17 protein-coding genes and 1 pseudogene are annotated in these 17,354 nt (G+C 44.5%); 10 read left to right on the top strand and 8 right to left on the bottom strand.

Translation table 11 applies throughout. The features are described 5' to 3' along the window. Positions 1-48: 48 nt before the first annotated feature. Entirely contained in the window at positions 49-909 is an 861-nt protein-coding gene (locus D1970_RS09800) for a CPBP family glutamic-type intramembrane protease (RefSeq protein WP_119112667.1), read from the bottom strand. A 348-nt stretch (positions 910-1,257) separates the two neighbouring features. Here D1970_RS09800 and D1970_RS09795 point away from each other — a divergent pair, with 348 nt between their 5' ends. The 4 genes from D1970_RS09795 to D1970_RS09780 all read left to right on the top strand — a co-directional run bounded on the left by D1970_RS09795 (position 1,258) and on the right by D1970_RS09780 (position 5,147). Beyond that, positions 1,258-2,451: a glycine C-acetyltransferase gene (locus D1970_RS09795; protein WP_119112666.1), complete on the top strand. Its 1,194-nt coding sequence runs from the start codon at positions 1,258-1,260 to the stop codon at positions 2,449-2,451. Between the two features lie 87 nt (positions 2,452-2,538). After that, complete coding sequence (locus tag D1970_RS09790; protein WP_119112665.1) at positions 2,539-3,486, top strand: L-threonine 3-dehydrogenase; 948 nt, start codon at positions 2,539-2,541, stop codon at positions 3,484-3,486. Between the two features lie 77 nt (positions 3,487-3,563). Beyond that, positions 3,564-4,154, top strand: coding sequence for a dienelactone hydrolase family protein (locus tag D1970_RS09785; RefSeq protein WP_119112664.1), 591 nt, complete (start codon positions 3,564-3,566; stop codon positions 4,152-4,154). A 180-nt stretch (positions 4,155-4,334) separates the two neighbouring features. Continuing rightward, on the top strand, positions 4,335-5,147 hold the full coding sequence (locus tag D1970_RS09780) for a YitT family protein (RefSeq protein ID WP_119112663.1): 813 nt from the start codon (positions 4,335-4,337) through the stop codon (positions 5,145-5,147). A gap of 156 nt (positions 5,148-5,303) precedes the next feature. On the opposite strand, the gene selD is transcribed toward D1970_RS09780, so the two are convergent. Then, positions 5,304-6,356, bottom strand: a complete 1,053-nt coding sequence (selD, locus tag D1970_RS09775) for a selenide, water dikinase SelD (RefSeq protein WP_119112662.1) — start codon at positions 6,354-6,356, stop codon at positions 5,304-5,306. A gap of 183 nt (positions 6,357-6,539) precedes the next feature. Here selD and D1970_RS23385 point away from each other — a divergent pair. Next, positions 6,540-6,722, top strand: a pseudogene (locus D1970_RS23385) (Rdx family protein); the annotation flags it as partial. 140 nt (positions 6,723-6,862) lie between these two features. Then, on the top strand, positions 6,863-7,474 hold the full coding sequence (locus D1970_RS09765) for a YitT family protein (RefSeq protein WP_119112660.1): 612 nt from the start codon (positions 6,863-6,865) through the stop codon (positions 7,472-7,474). Positions 7,475-7,488: 14 nt separating this feature from the next. On the opposite strand, the gene D1970_RS09760 is transcribed toward D1970_RS09765, so the two are convergent. The 3 genes from D1970_RS09760 to D1970_RS09750 all read right to left on the bottom strand — a co-directional run bounded on the left by D1970_RS09760 (position 7,489) and on the right by D1970_RS09750 (position 9,628). Beyond that, entirely contained in the window at positions 7,489-8,730 is a 1,242-nt protein-coding gene (locus D1970_RS09760; RefSeq protein WP_119112659.1) for an MFS transporter, read from the bottom strand. A 30-nt stretch (positions 8,731-8,760) separates the two neighbouring features. Continuing rightward, a complete protein-coding gene (locus D1970_RS09755) occupies positions 8,761-9,261 on the bottom strand; it encodes a DUF3231 family protein (protein ID WP_119112658.1) in 501 nt (166 codons plus the stop codon). A 91-nt stretch (positions 9,262-9,352) separates the two neighbouring features. Further along, positions 9,353-9,628 carry a YqhV family protein gene (locus D1970_RS09750; RefSeq protein WP_119112657.1) on the bottom strand — a complete coding sequence of 92 codons (276 nt, stop codon included), beginning with the start codon at positions 9,626-9,628 and terminating at the stop codon, positions 9,353-9,355. A gap of 160 nt (positions 9,629-9,788) precedes the next feature. Between D1970_RS09750 and selA the strand changes: the two genes are divergently transcribed. After that, positions 9,789-11,195, top strand: coding sequence for an L-seryl-tRNA(Sec) selenium transferase (selA, locus tag D1970_RS09745; protein ID WP_119112763.1), 1,407 nt, complete (start codon positions 9,789-9,791; stop codon positions 11,193-11,195). Positions 11,196-11,236: 41 nt separating this feature from the next. Here selA and D1970_RS09740 read toward each other — a convergent pair whose 3' ends face one another. Further along, on the bottom strand, positions 11,237-11,383 hold the full coding sequence (locus tag D1970_RS09740; RefSeq protein WP_119112656.1) for a small acid-soluble spore protein P: 147 nt from the start codon (positions 11,381-11,383) through the stop codon (positions 11,237-11,239). Positions 11,384-11,510: 127 nt separating this feature from the next. Between D1970_RS09740 and D1970_RS09735 the strand changes: the two genes are divergently transcribed. Next, positions 11,511-11,768: a hypothetical protein gene (locus D1970_RS09735; protein WP_119112655.1), complete on the top strand. Its 258-nt coding sequence runs from the start codon at positions 11,511-11,513 to the stop codon at positions 11,766-11,768. A gap of 61 nt (positions 11,769-11,829) precedes the next feature. Here the strand turns inward: D1970_RS09735 and sspO are convergent, their stop codons facing one another. Then, a complete protein-coding gene (gene sspO, locus D1970_RS09730; protein WP_119112654.1) occupies positions 11,830-11,979 on the bottom strand; it encodes a small acid-soluble spore protein SspO in 150 nt (49 codons plus the stop codon). A 337-nt stretch (positions 11,980-12,316) separates the two neighbouring features. Between sspO and acnA the strand changes: the two genes are divergently transcribed. Further along, the gene (gene acnA, locus D1970_RS09725; RefSeq protein WP_119112653.1) at positions 12,317-15,025 is read left to right on the top strand and encodes an aconitate hydratase AcnA; all 2,709 of its coding nucleotides are present in this window, start codon (positions 12,317-12,319) and stop codon (positions 15,023-15,025) included. A 178-nt stretch (positions 15,026-15,203) separates the two neighbouring features. Beyond that, complete coding sequence (locus D1970_RS09720; RefSeq protein ID WP_119112652.1) at positions 15,204-15,716, top strand: hypothetical protein; 513 nt, start codon at positions 15,204-15,206, stop codon at positions 15,714-15,716. Positions 15,717-15,961: 245 nt separating this feature from the next. On the opposite strand, the gene D1970_RS09715 is transcribed toward D1970_RS09720, so the two are convergent. Continuing rightward, on the bottom strand, positions 15,962-17,209 hold the full coding sequence (locus D1970_RS09715; protein ID WP_374978549.1) for an NCS2 family permease: 1,248 nt from the start codon (positions 17,207-17,209) through the stop codon (positions 15,962-15,964). Between the last annotated feature and the right edge of the window lie 145 nt (positions 17,210-17,354).

Here is a 17,354-nt window from a genome sequence, read left to right as displayed (position 1 = left end):
TCTTTTGATCCCGTAAAAATAACACATCACAAGAAGATACAAAAGCTGTCAAAGTATATCGTTTGACACTACTTCCCGTGTTTTTCGTTCGTTGTACCAAGAATAGGAGAGGAAGAGAAAAACAACAGCTAATACGAGAAGCCTCAAAGGTATTTGCTGATCAGCCTCACCTGACGATTCTATATGAAGGACTGAAAAAACAGACATAAAAATTATATTTGCAGTCCATGGAGCTACCAAGCTGCCGGTAAAAAAGGCTAAAAGGCCCAAGGCATATCCAAACATCACAAAAAAGGTAAAGCCTATTAATATTTCCCCAAGTGCGACGGAAGGAAAGGTATCAGTGATAAAAATAGTCCCGATTGGCAAAACAGAATGCCAAACACTGTAAAGACATGCCTGAACCAGATTAAGCTTTAGAAAGGTGACGTTTGTAATATCATGAAGAATAGCGCCTCTAAAAAGGCCTTCATCGAGAAAGGAGTCCATGATGCTAGGAAGGAGGATGGCCAAGACAGGCTTGAGATATATTGGGAGGGAATAGTCGGAAACACCGTTCCCTCCAGAAGCGGCAAGCATGATGCCTGGATTCTCACCGTTCATCATGATGAGCAGAAAGTCGATTGTGTAGGAGATGAAGAGGGCAGTTGCAATCAAAAGCATTCCTGTTACAAAACAGCAAGGGCAGCGGCCTGTATGGATTCCGATCGACTTAAGGTCCTTGTTGCCTGCGGCGAGATAGAAGATCAGGAAAAGAAGACCTGCTGTATTGGTAATGGTAATAGGCACGTTCTTTTCTGGAATGCCAATCAAAAAGATATCAATAGCCTTGATTCCCAAACATGCGAGAAACAAGAGGGACAATCGGGATACTGGGGTAGTGCCCACCGGAGAACTGAACTTAAACATGTTTTCAGCCCCTTATTTTTTCAAAGTAACAAGAAAAATTTCGCTAGCTCTCATAACTTTCATTTTCAGTATATATGAAAAAAATAAACAGAGTTGAGTTTAAAAGTGATAATTTTCTAACAAATTGGAACAATATGTTTTTTTATAGTCAAAATGCCCCATGTATTTTGGGGAAGCCTATTAATTGAATAAATTTTTCAGCAGACTATGTCCCTCATGTGTGTACAGAAAAGGATTTTATGATAAAGTATATTTGAGAAAAAACAGTTAATCCGGGATGGGACAATTTTGCTTTGTCCATGCTGAATAGACAATTGTGTTTGCTTTTGAAATGGAAGGGGGATTTTCATGTCAAGTAAAATATTAGATGTATTCCTGAAGGAAAACTTAGAGGACTTGAAGCAAAAGGGTTTGTACAATACCATTGACCCGCTTGAAAGCCCGAATGGCCCGATTATCACCATTAACGGCAGGAATCTAGTCAATCTTTCATCCAATAACTATTTGGGACTGGCAACAGATGAGCGCTTGAAAGAAGCTGCAATCGCTGGAGTGAAGAAATACGGAACAGGAGCAGGCGCTGTTCGTACTATTAATGGTACCCTGAAAATTCACCTTGAACTGGAAGAAAAGCTGGCAGCATTTAAAAAAACGGAAGCTGCAATTGCTTATCAGTCAGGCTTTAATTGCAATATGGCTGCAATTTCAGCAGTAATGGACAAAAATGATGCCATTCTATCAGACGAATTGAATCACGCATCCATCATCGACGGATGCCGCCTTTCTAGGTCGAAAATCATCCGATTCAACCATTCCGACATGGAAGACCTTCGCGCCCGTGCTAAAGAAGCGAAAGAATCCGGCCAATTCAATAAAATCATGGTTATCACGGATGGTGTCTTTTCAATGGATGGAGACATTGCCAAACTGCCTGAAATTGTTGAAATTGCCGAAGAATTCGACTTGATCACTTATGTGGACGATGCGCACGGCTCAGGTGTGCTTGGGGACGGAGCAGGAACAGTCAAGCACTTTGGCCTGTCTGACAGGATTGATTTCCAAATTGGCACCCTTTCAAAAGCAATCGGAGTTGTCGGAGGCTATGTCGCAGGGAAGCAGTCATTGATTGACTGGCTTAAAGTCCGAAGCAGGCCATTCCTGTTCTCCACATCCCTGACACCTGCTGATGTCGCTGCATGCATTAAAGCGATTGAGATCTTGACAGAAAGCACTGAGCTAAACAAAAAGCTTTGGGAAAATGCCGACTATTTGAAAGTAGGCTTGAAAAAGCTTGGATTTAATATTGGTCACAGCGAAACGCCTATCACGCCTTGCATTATTGGGGATGAGGTAAAAACACAGGAATTCAGCAAACGGCTTAACGATGAAGGGGTATATGCCAAATCCATCGTATTCCCGACTGTTCCTAAAGGCACAGGACGCGTGAGGAACATGCCTTCCGCCGCCCATACAACAGAGATGCTGGACAGGGCACTCGCAGTATATGAAAAGGTCGGCAAAGAAATGGGACTGATTGGCTGACCTGCAGTTCAGCTCATTCCAAACAGGCAGGACTGACCTGCCATTTTCAAACTGTTATACGACGGGATAGATGTGGAGGAATACAGGATGAAGAAAATAATGATTACTGGTGCCCTAGGTCAAATCGGCTCAGAACTTACAGGCAGGCTAAGGGAGATTTACGGTGTGGATAATGTATTGGCCACCGATATAAGGACGAATGAAAGCGAAGCTGCAAAGGGAGGGCCTTTTGAAGTACTTGATGTAATGGATTCAAAGAAAATGGCCGATATCGGAAAAAAACATGGTGCTGATACCATTGTCCATATGGCTGCCCTGTTGTCAGCCACTGCAGAGGCAAATCCCGTTTTCGCCTGGAATCTTAATATGGGTGGATTGATGAACGCACTTGAAACAGCTCGCGAACTTAAATGCCAGTTCTTTACTCCAAGCTCGATTGGAGCTTTTGGCCCGAGTACGCCTAAAGACGCAACGCCGCAGGATACCATCCAGCGCCCAACAACGATGTATGGTGTGAACAAAGTAGCTGGCGAGCTATTGGCAGACTATTATCATCAACGTTTTGAAGTGGATACAAGAGGCCTGAGATTTCCTGGATTGATTTCTTATGTGGCGCCTCCTGGAGGAGGAACCACTGATTACGCGGTTGAAATTTATTATGAAGCTATCAAAAATGGCCGTTACACCTCCTATATCGGAGAAGGCACGTATATGGATATGATGTACATGCCAGACGCTCTTAATGCGATTGTCAATCTAATGGAGGCAGATGCATCCCAGCTGAAGCACCGAAATGCATTCAATGTAACGGCAATGAGCTTTGCACCGGAAGAAATCGCAGCAGAAATCAAAAAGCATATCCCGGGTTTTGAAATGAACTATGACGTTGATCCTATCCGGCAAAACATCGCCGACAGCTGGCCGAACTCTATCGATTCATCTGCAGCAGCAGAAGAATGGGGCTTTAAAGCAAATTACAGCCTTGCTTCCATGACAACGGACATGCTTGAAAAGCTGAAGGTGAAAATTGGCTGAGAGAAAGTAACATAAATACTGATCACGTTGAAGCATATTAAGGTTTTCCTTAATATGCTTTTTTAGGGAGTGGCACATTGGACAAACAAAAAAGGCTAATCATCCTTATTCATGAAATCTACGGAATCAACCCACACATGGAATTCATAACCCAATCTTTTCATCATTTAGGATTCGATGTCCTTTGCCCCAATTTATATCCCGTTGATAAACGATTTTCTTACGATCAAGAACAAGAAGCCTATGATTATTTTATTAACAATATTGGATTTTCGAATGCAGCGCATATCATTCAAGTACTAATTAAAGAGAATAAGGAAAACTACCAACAAGTTTTCTTGACAGGATTCAGTATTGGCGCAACTGTTGCTTGGTTATGCAGCGATAAAGTTCCTGTTGACGGAATTGTGTGTTTCTATGGTTCAAGAATAAGGGACTACATCCAAATTGTTCCCAGGTGCCCGGCATTGCTGTTATTCCCCTCCGAGGAAAAGTCCTTTGATATTCAGGCCCTGCTAAAAAAGTTAAACAGAAAAGAGAAAGTATATATCCAGCTGTTCGATGCCAATCATGGTTTTGCTAATCCATACAGCAGTGAATTTTGCAAAAAGTCTTTTGATGAATCTTTTCGGCTCATTTCTTCAATGCTCTTAAAGTCCGGCTCTTAATCTTAGGTGATGACTGGTTTAACCAGCAGCCAAACAGCTGGTTTTGTTTTTTCTTGCTATAACTTTCCAAAAGTGACTGATTTCTCGAAATTATTATAAGAAACTATTAAGTTTACAATAGAGGAGCGGCTTTGTATTCTCAATATATAGATGAGAAGACGTTACAGGAGGATACCCGCTATGCAAACCCTGGGAATCGTTTTTGGGTCATTGATTGTGGCCATTGCATTCAATTTATTTTTGATCCCACACCAAATTTTAAGCAGTGGATTTGGCGGGATTTCGATGATGATTGGAATGCTGACGCCAATGGACACAGGGGTTGCCAATTTCCTTTTGAATTTGCCTCTCTTGGTGCTCGGATATCTCAAACTAGGGAAGAAATTCATTTGGAATACGGTGCTCTCTGTTTTGGTCCTTTCCGCAGGCCTTTACGCACTACCGGCAGGCAGCATAGCTGAAAACGAAATCCTTTCTGCCCTTTTTGGGGGCGCAGTCGCAGGGCTCGGCATCGGGATTGTTTTTCGCTCCGCAGGTTCTACCGGCGGAATCGACATTATCGCAATGATTGTTACAAGGAAAAAGGATTTCCCAATTGGCATGCTGCTTTCCAGCATGAATGCTGTGGTCATTTTGGCCAGCGGTTTTTTCTTCGACTGGGATACCGCCTTAACTACACTTGTCTCCATTTACACAACAGGTAAGGTCATCGATGCGGTCTACACGCACCATATGAAATTAACGCTGATGATTATAACCGGTAAAGGCGAAGAAATGAAGAAACAGCTTCTTGGCAATATATATCACGGCTTAACCGTCCTAGACGGAATTGGCGGTTACTCAAATGAGCGCAGAAATGTACTGATGACCGTTATCTCCCGCTATGAATTAGCGCAAGTAAAGTCACTCATTGCCAATGTAGACCCAACCGCCTTTGTCAACATTACTGAAACAGTCGAAGTCATGGGTTTGTTCCACAAAGATACAGGCTGAGAAAAAGAGGATGAAAAAGATTGCCACCACTAAGCTTTACGCTTGGAGTGAGGCAATCTTTTTTTATTAAAAGAGGCGTGAAAGGATGGAGTCAAAAAAAAGATCGCCTTACCCTGCTAAGATTAGCTAAAGTAATGACGACCCTTTCCAAACATGCTACCTATTTACTTCTATCAGTTTTCCGCTGTATTCCTTTACCCGGCCAATGATTGTCGCGCTTGAAAGGCCGGCCTTGCGGGCAGCCTGTACATACAATTCTGCTTCCTCTTCAGGCAGCGCAGCCAACAGTCCGCCAGATGTGATGGCGTCAGCAAGAATCAGTTGCTCTTCTGGAGAAATATCATGGTAGACCACATCGTTTTCCAGCCATTTATGATTGGCTTTAGAACCACCAGGGACAACTCCTTTTGCGGCGAGCTCATACGCACCCTCGAGAACTGGAACGCTCGACAGGTTTATTTCCAGTGTCACACGGCTGCCGCGTGCCATCTCGCTGCTATGGCCCAGAAGCCCAAAACCAGTCACATCTGTCACTGCATGCGGATTGAAAGTCTCCAGTGCTTCAGCTGCAGATTTATTAAGCAGCGCCATTACTTCGGTCACAGCCTCTTCTTGCTTAGCAGTGACAGCACACCGTTTGATTCCTGTCGTCATGATGCCGACACCAATCGGTTTAGTAATAACAAGTACATCACCAGGCAGAGCGCCAACGTTCTTCCAGATTTTTTTTGGATGCGCAATCCCTGTGACGGATAATCCGAATTTCGGTTCCTGATCATCAATCGAGTGGCCGCCTACTGTAACGGCTCCGGATTCCTTCACTTTGTCCCCGGCTCCTCGCAAGATTTCGGCAAGGATATCAGGCCCAAGTTTTTTAACGGGATAGCCGACAATATTCAGAACTGTTTTCGGTTGTCCTCCCATTGCATAGACATCGCTCAGCGCATTGGCTGCTGCAATTTGACCAAACATATATGGATCATCCACTATTGGGGTAAAGTAGTCGACAGTCTGAATCAGGGCTATCGTATCCGTCAGCTGGTAAACGCCGGCATCATCTGAAGTTTCATGGCCAACCAGAAGTTCGGGAACAGGATTTTGTTTCGGCAGCAGACGCAAAACTTGCGTCAAGTCCTCAGGACTAATTTTGCAGCCTCAGCCCGCTTTTGTTGATAATGACGTAAGTCGAATCTTCTCATGTTCGCTCAACTAAAACACCTCCAAATTCCAGTATACATGAGGGGAATTGTAAAATCACCCTGCAATCCTTTTTGTTGCGGATAAAACAGTTTTCCACTAAAATGACTTTAAAAACCTAAAAAGAATGGAGGAACTACTTTGAAAACGTTTGATGTCACCATCACGTTTTGCATGCAATGAAACTATGCGCCTAAAGCTGCGAGTTTCGCAGAAGAATTATTTACTCATTTTAATAAGGCAATTGAAAAAATGGTACTTATTCCGAGCTCTGGGGGAGCCTTCGAAATCGTGGTCAATCATCAGCTCCTTTATTCAAAACTCTCCACAGGAGTATTTCCCTCATCAAGTGAGATCATTAAAAGAATGGAAGCATAGCTGCCTGTATACGGCAGCTATGCTTTTTACTATGAAATAATACAAGCCATTCATATTACAAAAATCCTTGAATACATATAAGGGGAGCTTATCCAAATCTGTTCCGGTACCCCGGAATGTGTAATGCGGGTTGATAAAGGATGCATTCTTTTTTCAGAAAAAACGGCCTGGTCCTTGCAGGCGGTATTATCCAGGGTTTTGGCATGGGCGTATTCCTGTTTCCGCACTCCATTCCTTCCGGGGGAGCAGGGGGACTGGCCGTACTTTTGAATTACTGGCTGGACCTTGATATGGGGCTGGCACTTTGGCTGGTAAATTTTTCAATGTTGGTAGCGGCTATAAGATTTCTTGGAAACAGCGTAGCCCTCTGGACAATGGTATCTATCACCATGACGTCATTTTCCGTCTATTTTTTCCAAGAGCTTCTTCATCTACCTGTGAGGACGCTCTGGATTGACATCTTATTTGGATCACTTTTTCTTGGAGCAGGTGTTGGAATCCTGCTTCGGGAAGGTGTATCAAATGGCGGAGTCGGAGTCATCGCACTGATTATTGCGACATACCGGAACACACTCCCGGGCAGGCCGCTGTTCTGGATCAATGGACTGATTTTTCTCCTTACCGCTTCCATCATCAACTGGCAAATCATCATCCAGGCACTTTTAAGCCAGTGGATTTCCACGAAAGTGGTGGACCTTGTATGCAGTCTTGAGTTTTACGGTACCTATACGCTTGGGATGAGGAAAAAGTGAAAGGCATCACTCGGCTACACGTACTTATAGCGGACTGATGCTTTTTTCTTTTTGCCGTCCGATTTCGCCACACGGATTAAAAGAAGTGCGAGGAGGCCAACAATAAGCGTCAAGGACGCCAGTGACAAGAACATTCCAGTCCTGGACCAGTCCATCAGCCGCGTTAGGATGGGAGGGCCGACGGCAACACCCAAAAACCGGACCGATCCATACAAAGATGTTACGAACCCTCTCCGTTCCTTACCGACAGACCCTGTGATCAAGCTATTGATGCAAGGAAGGACCAGACCAGTCCCTATGCTGCTAAACACAAGGATAAACAGGAAAGGGACGAGCTTCTCGACAAGTGTAAGAAGCAAGTAAGATACAGTCATGAGCATAAACCCAAGTACAATCAATCGTTTCATCAAATACATATTTTTACCGATTTTCGCACCGGTAATATAGGATGTTGTACCCATTACAAGCAATGGAATGGCCAAAATCAGTCCTTTTACAACTCCATCTATTTGGTACTGAATCTCCAGAAAATCCGAGAGGTAAAACAGAATACCGAAAAGCGTGAACAAACAGGTAGCGCCGGCAAGATACGTGGTAAACAGCCACCGCCCTTCATGTTTGAAAACACTTAACAGCCCTCTGACATAATTCGCAAATGGCGGGGGCGCCTGCCGGTTTTTTTTTTCTTTAATGAACATCCACGTAAGGAAAATAGAAATGATACAAAATAATGGGAAAGCAAAGAAAGCGGCATACCAAACGACGAGGCCAAGCAATGAACCTATAATAGGGGAAAGGACCTTCCCAAATCCATTCGAGGCTTCGACAATGCCAAGAACGCGGCTTTCCTCTCCTCCTTTGAACAGATCGCCTGTAAGTGCCATCGCAATGGGAGCAGTACCTGCAGCCCCGATTCCCTGGAGCGTCCGCCCTAATAAAATCCAGATATACGCATTATCCCAAGATGCCGCAGCAATTCCAGCTAGAAGTGCTCCTGCTCCATAAATGAACAAAGCTGGGATAATCACTATTTTCCTGGAAAACCGATCGGACAAATACCCTAATATCGGAATAAAAATAGCTGCTGCAATGGAGAACACAGTAATAGTCATACTGACTTGCATTTGCGAAAGGTTAAGCTCCGACTTCATTTGAGGGAGAATCGGAATGAGCATGGAATTCCCGAGTGTCATGATCAGGGGAATTGAACCGATGGCCGCCACCGACATGCTGTTATTTCTCGAAGACAATTTCATGCACCTCTTTATATTGGAATGCCTCCCGTTTTATTTGATGTTTAGAGGGGGAGGTACAAGCCAGCCTTTTTGTTTGTTAATTTGCAGCAGTTTTTCATGGTATTCCGCTTTCTGGGTATGAAATTCGTTATACATGGCTGCGATATCCTCACGTATAGAAATCCCCATAATATAGCTGCATAGGACTTTTCCCGCGAACAGTTCTCTCCCTGTCAATGATGCGATTTCCGGATCATTGAACCTTGCACCGGCAGGGATGTCCTCAACATGGACCATCGGCCTATCCGGCGGGGCTGGCGGAAGACGGATGCCGTTCTCCTTCAGAATCGTCTCTACCTGCTGTTCCTCTTGTGTGATACAATTCTCGGACAAGTCCCCAAGGAATACCTTTAAATCGTGGTCTCCTGTATGGTTGATGAAAACCTGAAGTGTGACAAGAAAACCTTTTGTATCGAGCAGATGCGACCATAGGCTGAAAATTTCACCAGAGTGTAAAGGTTCATCTTTCGGATTGCCATTTAAAATGCCCATTATCATCCCTCCTGAATTTGTCTATCTCCTATTGTCTCTTTAAAATGGGTTTTTATTAGGAGAATTGTCGGAAGGATTCTGCTCAAGCTTATCAGCTGCTCTTGACACCATAAAGAATGCAGCCGACTCCCAGAAGAACCCAAAACAGTTTTTCGAATGATACTTTATCTGCCAGGCCAAGAAGACCAATTGTTGTTGTCAAAATCAACACAACCGGCCCAACAAAAGCGAGCGAGCCATTGATAATCATTGCTTTGCCAATATCGTTCAGTTTTAGCATCAAAAGCGCCGCCATGATTTCTATGCTTCCTGATAACAGCCTTAGGACAGCCATGCCAAGTACAGCTTTTTCAATTAAAGTAAACATAGTTTCCTCCTGGTTACATATTCAGGTACATTATATGCAGGTGAACAACCCGAAAGGACAAGGCGGGACAAATTCATTTTTTCGATGAAACAGGCTAAACGCCAGGTGGTTCAGGGATGTTATAATGAATGGGCATATTTCGCTATGGGAGGAAAAAGGCTTGAAGCATTTATTGCGGCAGATGCCGCCGGTACATGAAATCCAGAAAGATTCGAGATTCAACCAGACTATTGATGAGACTGATATAGACGCCATTATTTTAACAACAGAAATGCAGTCTCTTCTCGCCAAAGTAAGGGCGGAAATCGTCAGCGGGGAATGGGATGGACCAGAACCCGGCACCGAAGCTTTTAATGCCTATTTATTTGCGGAAGCAAGGTCCAAAATTACTAAAAAACAGGGATATACCCTTACGAAAGTAATCAATGCGACAGGAACAATCCTTCACACAAACCTTGGAAGGGCCAGATTAAGCGACCGTGCCGTCCGGCATGTAGTTGATATTGCGCAAAACTACTCCAACCTTGAATATAAATTAACGGAAGGCGAGAGAGGATCCAGGCACTCACATGTTGAATCGCTGATCAAAACAATAACAGGAGCAGAAGCGGCCATGGTTGTTAACAATAACGCAGCCGCTGTATTTCTTATCCTAAAGGCGCTGGCAAACGGAGAAGAAGTCATCGTTTCAAGAGGACAGCTTGTTGAAATTGGGGGTTCCTTCCGTATTTCCTCCATAATGGAAGAAAGCGGTGCGAATCTTACTGAAGTAGGAACCACTAATAAAACCCACCTTTATGACTATGAACGCGCAATATGCGATGAGACTCGCATGATTTTAAAAGTGCACACAAGCAATTTCAAAATCATAGGCTTTACAAAAAGCGTTGATACTGCCCAATTGGCAGAGCTTGCAAAACAGCAGGATATTATTTTTTATGAAGATCTTGGCAGCGGTGTTTTGTATGATTTCAGCAGCAATGGAATCGGGGAGGAACCGGTAGTTGGGGAAGTCCTCAGGCAAGGCGCTGACATTGTTTCCTTCAGTGGCGACAAGCTGCTCGGAGGCCCGCAGGCTGGCATAATCGCAGGTAAAAAGTCCTTGATAGAAAAGCTGAAGAAACACCAGCTAGCAAGGGTGCTGAGGGTAGATAAGATGACACTTGCCGCCCTCGAGGGAACGCTTGTGGACTATGCAAGGGGAGAGCGGGGAATCAGGGAAATCCCGGCTGTAAGGGACCTGCTGACAACCTCTGAGGAACTAAAGGGACGTATCGAAGAACTAGTGACAAACCTAGAAGCAGCCACCGACGCCTATTCGGTAAAAATCCAGCCGTCCACAAGCCAGGTAGGCGGGGGAACAATGCCTGATGTCGAGCTTCCGACGTTTGTTGCGGCCATTTCACACAAGGACATGACAGTGGAACAGCTTTCACGCAGCCTCAGGCTTGAAAGTCATCCGCCAATTATCACAAGGATCCAAAAAGAGGAACTGATTCTCGACTTGCGGACAGTGGGGCAGGAAGAAGCAGAGCTCATTCTCCAGGCCCTTATTCGGCTGGCATAGAAAAAGCAGGGACTGCCTTCACCGGCAGTCCCTGTTTTCTCCTACAAATCATGTCCGCCGCCGTGCTTCTGGCGGGTATGGTTACGATTTTTAACTTTTTTCGAGCCGCTGAGCGGTGCTGGCTGGCCATTTTGATCGCCCTTGGGCGCGTTTTTCCGCATATCTTTGCCATCGTTCTTATTCGTCATTTTATCATCCCTCCTCAAGGATTAGCTTGCAAAGCCCTGCCATGTTTTATACTGAATAAAAGGCATGTAGTATGTACAATTTAACGGTACACCACGATGCTTCACATAAACATCAGGAGGAAAAAATATGCCTTACCATAAAAATAAACAGCAGGCTTTCCAGGCTGCACAGCAAGAATACGAAGAAGTCCAGGATCTTTACCACGAAATCGTCCATGATAGTGCAAGCTACGGACATCAGCTGAAACATGTGAAAAATGAAGTGAACGAAGCTTACCAGCAGATTGAAAAAGCACTTGAAGTTGCATCTGAACATCAGCGAAAGCAGCTGGAGCAGTATAAAAAAGATCTCCAAAAGATTGTTGAGGAAGTTAACGGGGTTTGAAAGAAATAATTTGAAGCGGAAGGAACCCTTCCGCTTCATTTACATGATAAATTTTTTTAGACTACTGGTTTTTCTTCCGTTTTTTGTTGTTTTGCTTTTGAAGCTCAGTCAAAGGTTCGTTGGATAGCTCTTCATTGTAGCCTGTCCCTTTCCCTTGCGCGCTTGCAGCGTTCATTCCGGGAATGATATGGTTCGCTTTTCGCTTGGACATCAAGATCACCTCCATCCCACCATGATATTTTTTCCTCCCGGCATCATTACATTCACATTTTTTCATTTTCCTGAAATAGTAAAAAGGAAGCTAGTTTTGATCTTCTCCTCATTTCATATCACCATAAATATGGCGAGGGTCGTATTTGGCCCTACAACCATTTTTTAATCATAAGTTTTTCTTATCAACAACAATAACTTTCTTGTTATTTACTTATATACCATAATATATTAAGATTTTAATTGTAAGAAGAGTTTGGATAACAAAAACGAATTCAAACTTTTCGACATTTGCATTTATTTGGTATATGATTGTTACGATAGAAGGGGGTAGATTTATGTCAAATCATGACGTTTTTAACGCCCGCAGTACTTTTGAAACTGGCGGAAAACGCTATCACTTTTACCGTCTGGCTGCACTTGAAGAAGCAGGTGCAGGCAATGTATCCAGGCTTCCTTATTCAATCAAGGTATTGCTTGAATCAGTGCTTCGCCAGCATGATGGCCGTGTCATAACAAAAGAACATGTGGAAAACCTTGCAAAATGGGGAACAAACGAAGTTAAAGAAATTGATGTGCCATTCAAGCCATCACGTGTCATCCTTCAGGACTTCACCGGTGTTCCAGCAGTAGTCGATCTTGCTTCATTAAGGAAAGCAATGGCCGACCTTGGAGGAAACCCAGACAAAATCAATCCAGAAAAGCCTGTAGACCTTGTCATTGACCACTCGGTCCAGGTAGACAAATACGGAACAGCTGACTCTCTTGATGTCAATATGGAGCTTGAGTTCGAACGGAATGCCGAACGTTATCAGTTCCTAAGCTGGGCCCAGAATGCATTTGATAATTACCGTGCCGTTCCTCCTGCAACCGGAATCGTTCACCAGGTTAACCTTGAATTCCTGGCAAGCGTTGTCCATGCGGTGGAAAATGAAAACGGCGAGTTTGAAACCTTCCCGGATTCCTTGGTAGGAACAGACTCCCATACTACAATGATTAACGGAATCGGTGTTCTTGGCTGGGGTGTCGGCGGTATTGAAGCTGAAGCAGGCATGCTTGGGCAGCCTTCCTATTTCCCTGTGCCTGAGGTTGTCGGCGTTAAGCTGATTGGCAATATGCCAAATGGCGCAACTGCAACAGACCTTGCACTGAAGGTTACGCAGGTTCTGAGAAGCAAAGGTGTTGTCGGCAAATTTGTCGAGTTCTTCGGTCCTGGCGTTGTTACACTGCCGCTTGCAGACCGTGCAACCGTTGCCAATATGGCTCCGGAATACGGCGCTACTTGCGGATTCTTCCCTGTGGATGACGAGGCGCTTGCCTATATGCGTCTGACAGGCCGCTCAGAAGAACAAATCAAAGTGGTTGAAGAATACTGCAAAGCTAACAGTCTTTTCTTTAATCCTGATTTTGACCCAATTTACACTGATGTTGTTGAAATCGACCTATCTGCTATTGAAGCTAACCTTTCCGGCCCTAAGCGTCCGCAGGATTTAATCCCGCTTTCGCAAATGCAGAAGAGCTTCCATGATGCTCTTACAGCTCCGGCTGGGAACCAAGGGTTCGGATTTGGCAGTAAAGAACTGAACAAAGAAGCTGCAATTGAATTTAATAATGGCGACAAAACTGTCATGAAGACTGGTTCGATTGCCATTGCTGCGATTACCAGCTGTACGAATACTTCCAACCCTTACGTTCTTGTTGGCGCAGGCCTTGTTGCGAAGAAAGCAGTCGAACTCGGCATGGAAGTGCCAAAATTCGTAAAAACTTCACTGGCACCAGGCTCCAAGGTTGTCACAGGCTATCTTCGCGACTCTGGGTTGCTTCCGTTCCTAGAAACACTTGGATTTAACCTTGTTGGCTACGGATGTACTACATGTATCGGAAACTCGGGCCCGCTTCGCCCTGAAATTGAGAAATCAGTTGCCGATGCTGACTTGCTTGTAACATCCGTACTTTCTGGAAACAGGAACTTTGAAGGACGTATCCATCCGCTTGTAAAAGCGAATTACCTGGCATCACCGCCGCTAGTAGTTGCATATGCCCTCGCTGGCACTGTTGACATCGACCTGCAAAATGATCCAATTGGTAAGGACAAAGATGGAAACGACGTATTCTTCAAGGATATTTGGCCATCAACAGCGGAAGTCAATGAAGTGGTTCACCGTGTGGTAACACCTGAATTGTTCCGCCGCGAATATGAGCATGTCTTCAGCGACAACGAACGCTGGAATGAAATCAAGACTAGCAACGAGCCGCTTTACACATGGGATGATGAGTCCACATACATTGCGAACCCGCCATTCTTTGAGGGTCTTTCTCCAGAAGCCGGAGAAGTAGCTCCATTGTCAAGCCTTCGAATTGTCGGCAAGTTCGGTGATTCGGTCACAACCGACCATATTTCACCGGCTGGCGCAATCGGCAAGGATACTCCTGCCGGAAAATACCTTCGTTCCAAAGGTGTGGAACCACGCGACTTCAACTCGTACGGATCCCGCCGCGGTAACCACGAAGTCATGATGCGCGGAACGTTCGCAAACATCCGCATCAAAAACCAAATTGCCCCTGGCACAGAAGGTGGTTTCACAACATTCTGGCCAACAGGCGAAGTCATGTCCATCTTTGATGCGTGCATGAAGTATAAAGAAGAAGGCACTGGCCTTATGATCCTTGCCGGCAAAGATTACGGAATGGGTTCTTCCCGTGACTGGGCTGCAAAAGGAACAAACCTTCTCGGTATCAAAACAGTTCTTGCGGAAAGCTTTGAGCGTATCCACCGTTCTAACCTTGTGCTAATGGGCGTCCTGCCGCTGCAGTTCAAGGAAGGCGAAAGCGCTGAAACGCTTGGACTGTCAGGTAAAGAGTCATTTGATGTCAAGATTGACGAGACTGTAAGGCCGCGTGACTTTGTTACAGTTACAGCTACAGCGGAAGACGGCACACAGAAGTCATTCGATGTGCTTGTCCGTTTCGACTCTGAAGTCGAGATCGATTACTACCGTCATGGCGGCATCCTGCAAATGGTTCTGCGTGACAAACTGAAAAACTAGTATTATATCAGCCCTGCGAATTTTTAGATTCGCAGGGCTGTTTTTATTGGAAAAGACGTCAGGATGATTATCTCGTTAAATTGTAATAAAATTCTTACAATAAAACTTGTTATACTATTGAAAACATTTATAAAAAGGTTATGGTTAAAGTAGGGAACCGAAAAGGAGGAAGATCTATATGAATCTTTTTTCAATCGTCGCTAGAGAGGATTTTATTTCGGTTGTTGCAGAAGCTTTCTTGCCTAAACTACGTAAGTCCGCAAATTTCCGGATCATTAAACCAAATGAGTCATTCCTTATTTACGAAAGTCCCGGAGAAAATGGTGACAATGCAGCTAAGTTAGCTGTCATGATGGCTGGAGAGGGAAAAGGACTTGAGGAAATTGCCATTCGCCTCCGTGAAGAACTTCCAGTTGAAGCCGTTATTGGCGGTATCTCCAAGGAAGGGGCTATCCAATACCACATCCTATCAAGTGAAGGAACATTAGAATCCTACTATCCAGACTGCGGAGAAAGCCTATATTACGCAAAACATGAAGATGATCAGCTAAAGCCAATGAAAGAACTGCAGAAGAGCCTGATGATGAACGGGATGTCGACAATCAACGAAGTGCAAGCTGCTCAATACAATTTCCTGCAGTCATATATTGGGGCTAAAATAGCAGCCCAAACGATAATTATTGAAAAGTAGGTATAATAAATGCCCCGGAACAATCGTTCCGGGGCATCATTTTTTGGAAAGCGGGGCTAGGAGCCGCAATAGATTAAGTGGCTCCAGCATACGCCGCTTAACGGGCGCTTTCGCTTTTCTCTGTCCAGCTACAGCGCCTAGGAGCTCGAGTCATAAGCCATTCCGTCAAGAAGGTCAAAGAACGACCTTCCTTCCGTCTCGTCTTATGCTTGTCGCCCCTGAGCAAGGCGCTTTCGCTTTTCTACTTACAGTGCGTATTGGAGAACAAAATTGCTCAGGAATAACAGTGCAATCATATAAAGGGCCGGTGAAATTTCACGCCCTTTGCCAAGCAGTACCTTTGTCAAAGGGTAGAGAATGAATCCAATCGCCATCCCATCCGCGATGCTGTAGGTTAATGGGATCAACACAATGATCAGCAAAGCCGGAAAGCTTTCGGCAAGGTCATCTAGAGGGATATGCGTAATCCCCTGAAGCATGAGGACACCGATCAAAATCAGGACAGGGGATACGGCACTTGCAGGCACAATTTTGATTACGGGAATCAGCACAAGTGAAAACAGAAACAGGACTCCCGTCACAACACTTGTCAATCCTGTACGGCCTCCTGCTGTAATTCCAGCTGCGCTTTCCACCGATGCTACTGTTGGACTTGTTCCAAGAATACCAGACGCAACGACTGAAATAGCTGAAGCTTCAAGCGCTTTCTTAGATGATTCCGGACGGCCCAATAGTTTGGAATGACCATGTACAAGACCGATATTCTCAAAAATAACGACCATTGCAAGGGAAAAAGCAGTCAGCCAAAATACGAAATCACCTGCTTTTGCCCAAGAAAGCTGGCCAAAAACTGAAAAATATTCATGAAATGAAGGAACTTCTAAAAGGGAACCAGAAGTTTTCCCGCCAGATACAAGAATGGATAATACGGAAGTAATGACGATACTAAGCAAAAGATTTCCTGGTACATTCTTAATAAACAGTACGAAAGTTATGACAAGACCAGCCATTGTTACAAGAGCTTCGGGGCTGCTCAAATCGCCGATAGCAAGGAGAGTATGCTCCGAACTTGTAATAATCCCGCTGTTGTCAAAACCAATCAAAATCAATAAAATGCCGATTCCTACTGAAATGGCTTCTTTCAGAGAATCGGGGATAGAACGAATAATTGTCCCTGCCAATGGTGTGAACGATATAATGGTAAATATAATTCCAGCCGCAAAGACCATTGCCAGCGCCTCTTGCCACGAAAAGCCTCCCGACTGGACAATTGTATAAGTAAACATGGCGTTTAATCCCATTCCCGGAATCATAAGCATGGGTGTATTGCTCCAGAACCCCATGACCATACAGCCGACAAAAACCGATAATATGGTTGCGATAATCCCAGCTTCAAGCGGAATCCCTGCCGCCGACAGGATCGTTGCATTCACCACGATAATATAAACAACGGTTATGTACGAAATCAAGCCGGCAGACAATTCCTTGCCCATTGTTGTATTATTTTGTTGAAAACGAAAAATCTTTTCCACGGTACTTCTCCTCTCAATTGAAAAAACTGTAACTGCCAGAACGAATGGCATTATCGTAGCATAGACAGTGGCTATTTGAAAAATATATAATTTAAATAGAAACCAT

Source organism: Mesobacillus zeae, from assembly GCF_003570705.1.
Taxonomy (GTDB): Bacteria; Bacillota; Bacilli; order Bacillales; family Cytobacillaceae; genus Mesobacillus_C; species Mesobacillus_C zeae.
This window is presented reverse-complemented; position numbering and strand designations above follow the sequence as displayed.

What these genes read in the sequence shown, in the direction of transcription:
- D1970_RS09790 (WP_119112665.1), top strand. Translation starts at nt 2,539, where the DNA reads ATGAAGAAAATAATGATTACTGGTGCCCTAGGTCAAATCGGCTCAGAA.
- sspO (WP_119112654.1), bottom strand. Translation starts at nt 11,979, where the DNA reads ATGTCCAAGCGAAAAGCGAACCATATCATTCCCGGAATGAACGCTGCA.
- D1970_RS09740 (WP_119112656.1), bottom strand. Translation starts at nt 11,383, where the DNA reads ATGACGAATAAGAACGATGGCAAAGATATGCGGAAAAACGCGCCCAAG.
- acnA (WP_119112653.1), top strand. Translation starts at nt 12,317, where the DNA reads ATGTCAAATCATGACGTTTTTAACGCCCGCAGTACTTTTGAAACTGGC.
- D1970_RS09765 (WP_119112660.1), top strand. Translation starts at nt 6,863, where the DNA reads ATGCATTCTTTTTTCAGAAAAAACGGCCTGGTCCTTGCAGGCGGTATT.
- D1970_RS09800 (WP_119112667.1), bottom strand. Translation starts at nt 909, where the DNA reads ATGTTTAAGTTCAGTTCTCCGGTGGGCACTACCCCAGTATCCCGATTG.
- D1970_RS09755 (WP_119112658.1), bottom strand. Translation starts at nt 9,261, where the DNA reads ATGGGCATTTTAAATGGCAATCCGAAAGATGAACCTTTACACTCTGGT.
- D1970_RS09780 (WP_119112663.1), top strand. Translation starts at nt 4,335, where the DNA reads ATGCAAACCCTGGGAATCGTTTTTGGGTCATTGATTGTGGCCATTGCA.
- D1970_RS09735 (WP_119112655.1), top strand. Translation starts at nt 11,511, where the DNA reads ATGCCTTACCATAAAAATAAACAGCAGGCTTTCCAGGCTGCACAGCAA.
- D1970_RS09720 (WP_119112652.1), top strand. Translation starts at nt 15,204, where the DNA reads ATGAATCTTTTTTCAATCGTCGCTAGAGAGGATTTTATTTCGGTTGTT.
- D1970_RS09750 (WP_119112657.1), bottom strand. Translation starts at nt 9,628, where the DNA reads ATGTTTACTTTAATTGAAAAAGCTGTACTTGGCATGGCTGTCCTAAGG.
- D1970_RS09760 (WP_119112659.1), bottom strand. Translation starts at nt 8,730, where the DNA reads ATGAAATTGTCTTCGAGAAATAACAGCATGTCGGTGGCGGCCATCGGT.
- D1970_RS09795 (WP_119112666.1), top strand. Translation starts at nt 1,258, where the DNA reads ATGTCAAGTAAAATATTAGATGTATTCCTGAAGGAAAACTTAGAGGAC.
- D1970_RS09715 (WP_374978549.1), bottom strand. Translation starts at nt 17,209, where the DNA reads ATGGGCAAGGAATTGTCTGCCGGCTTGATTTCGTACATAACCGTTGTT.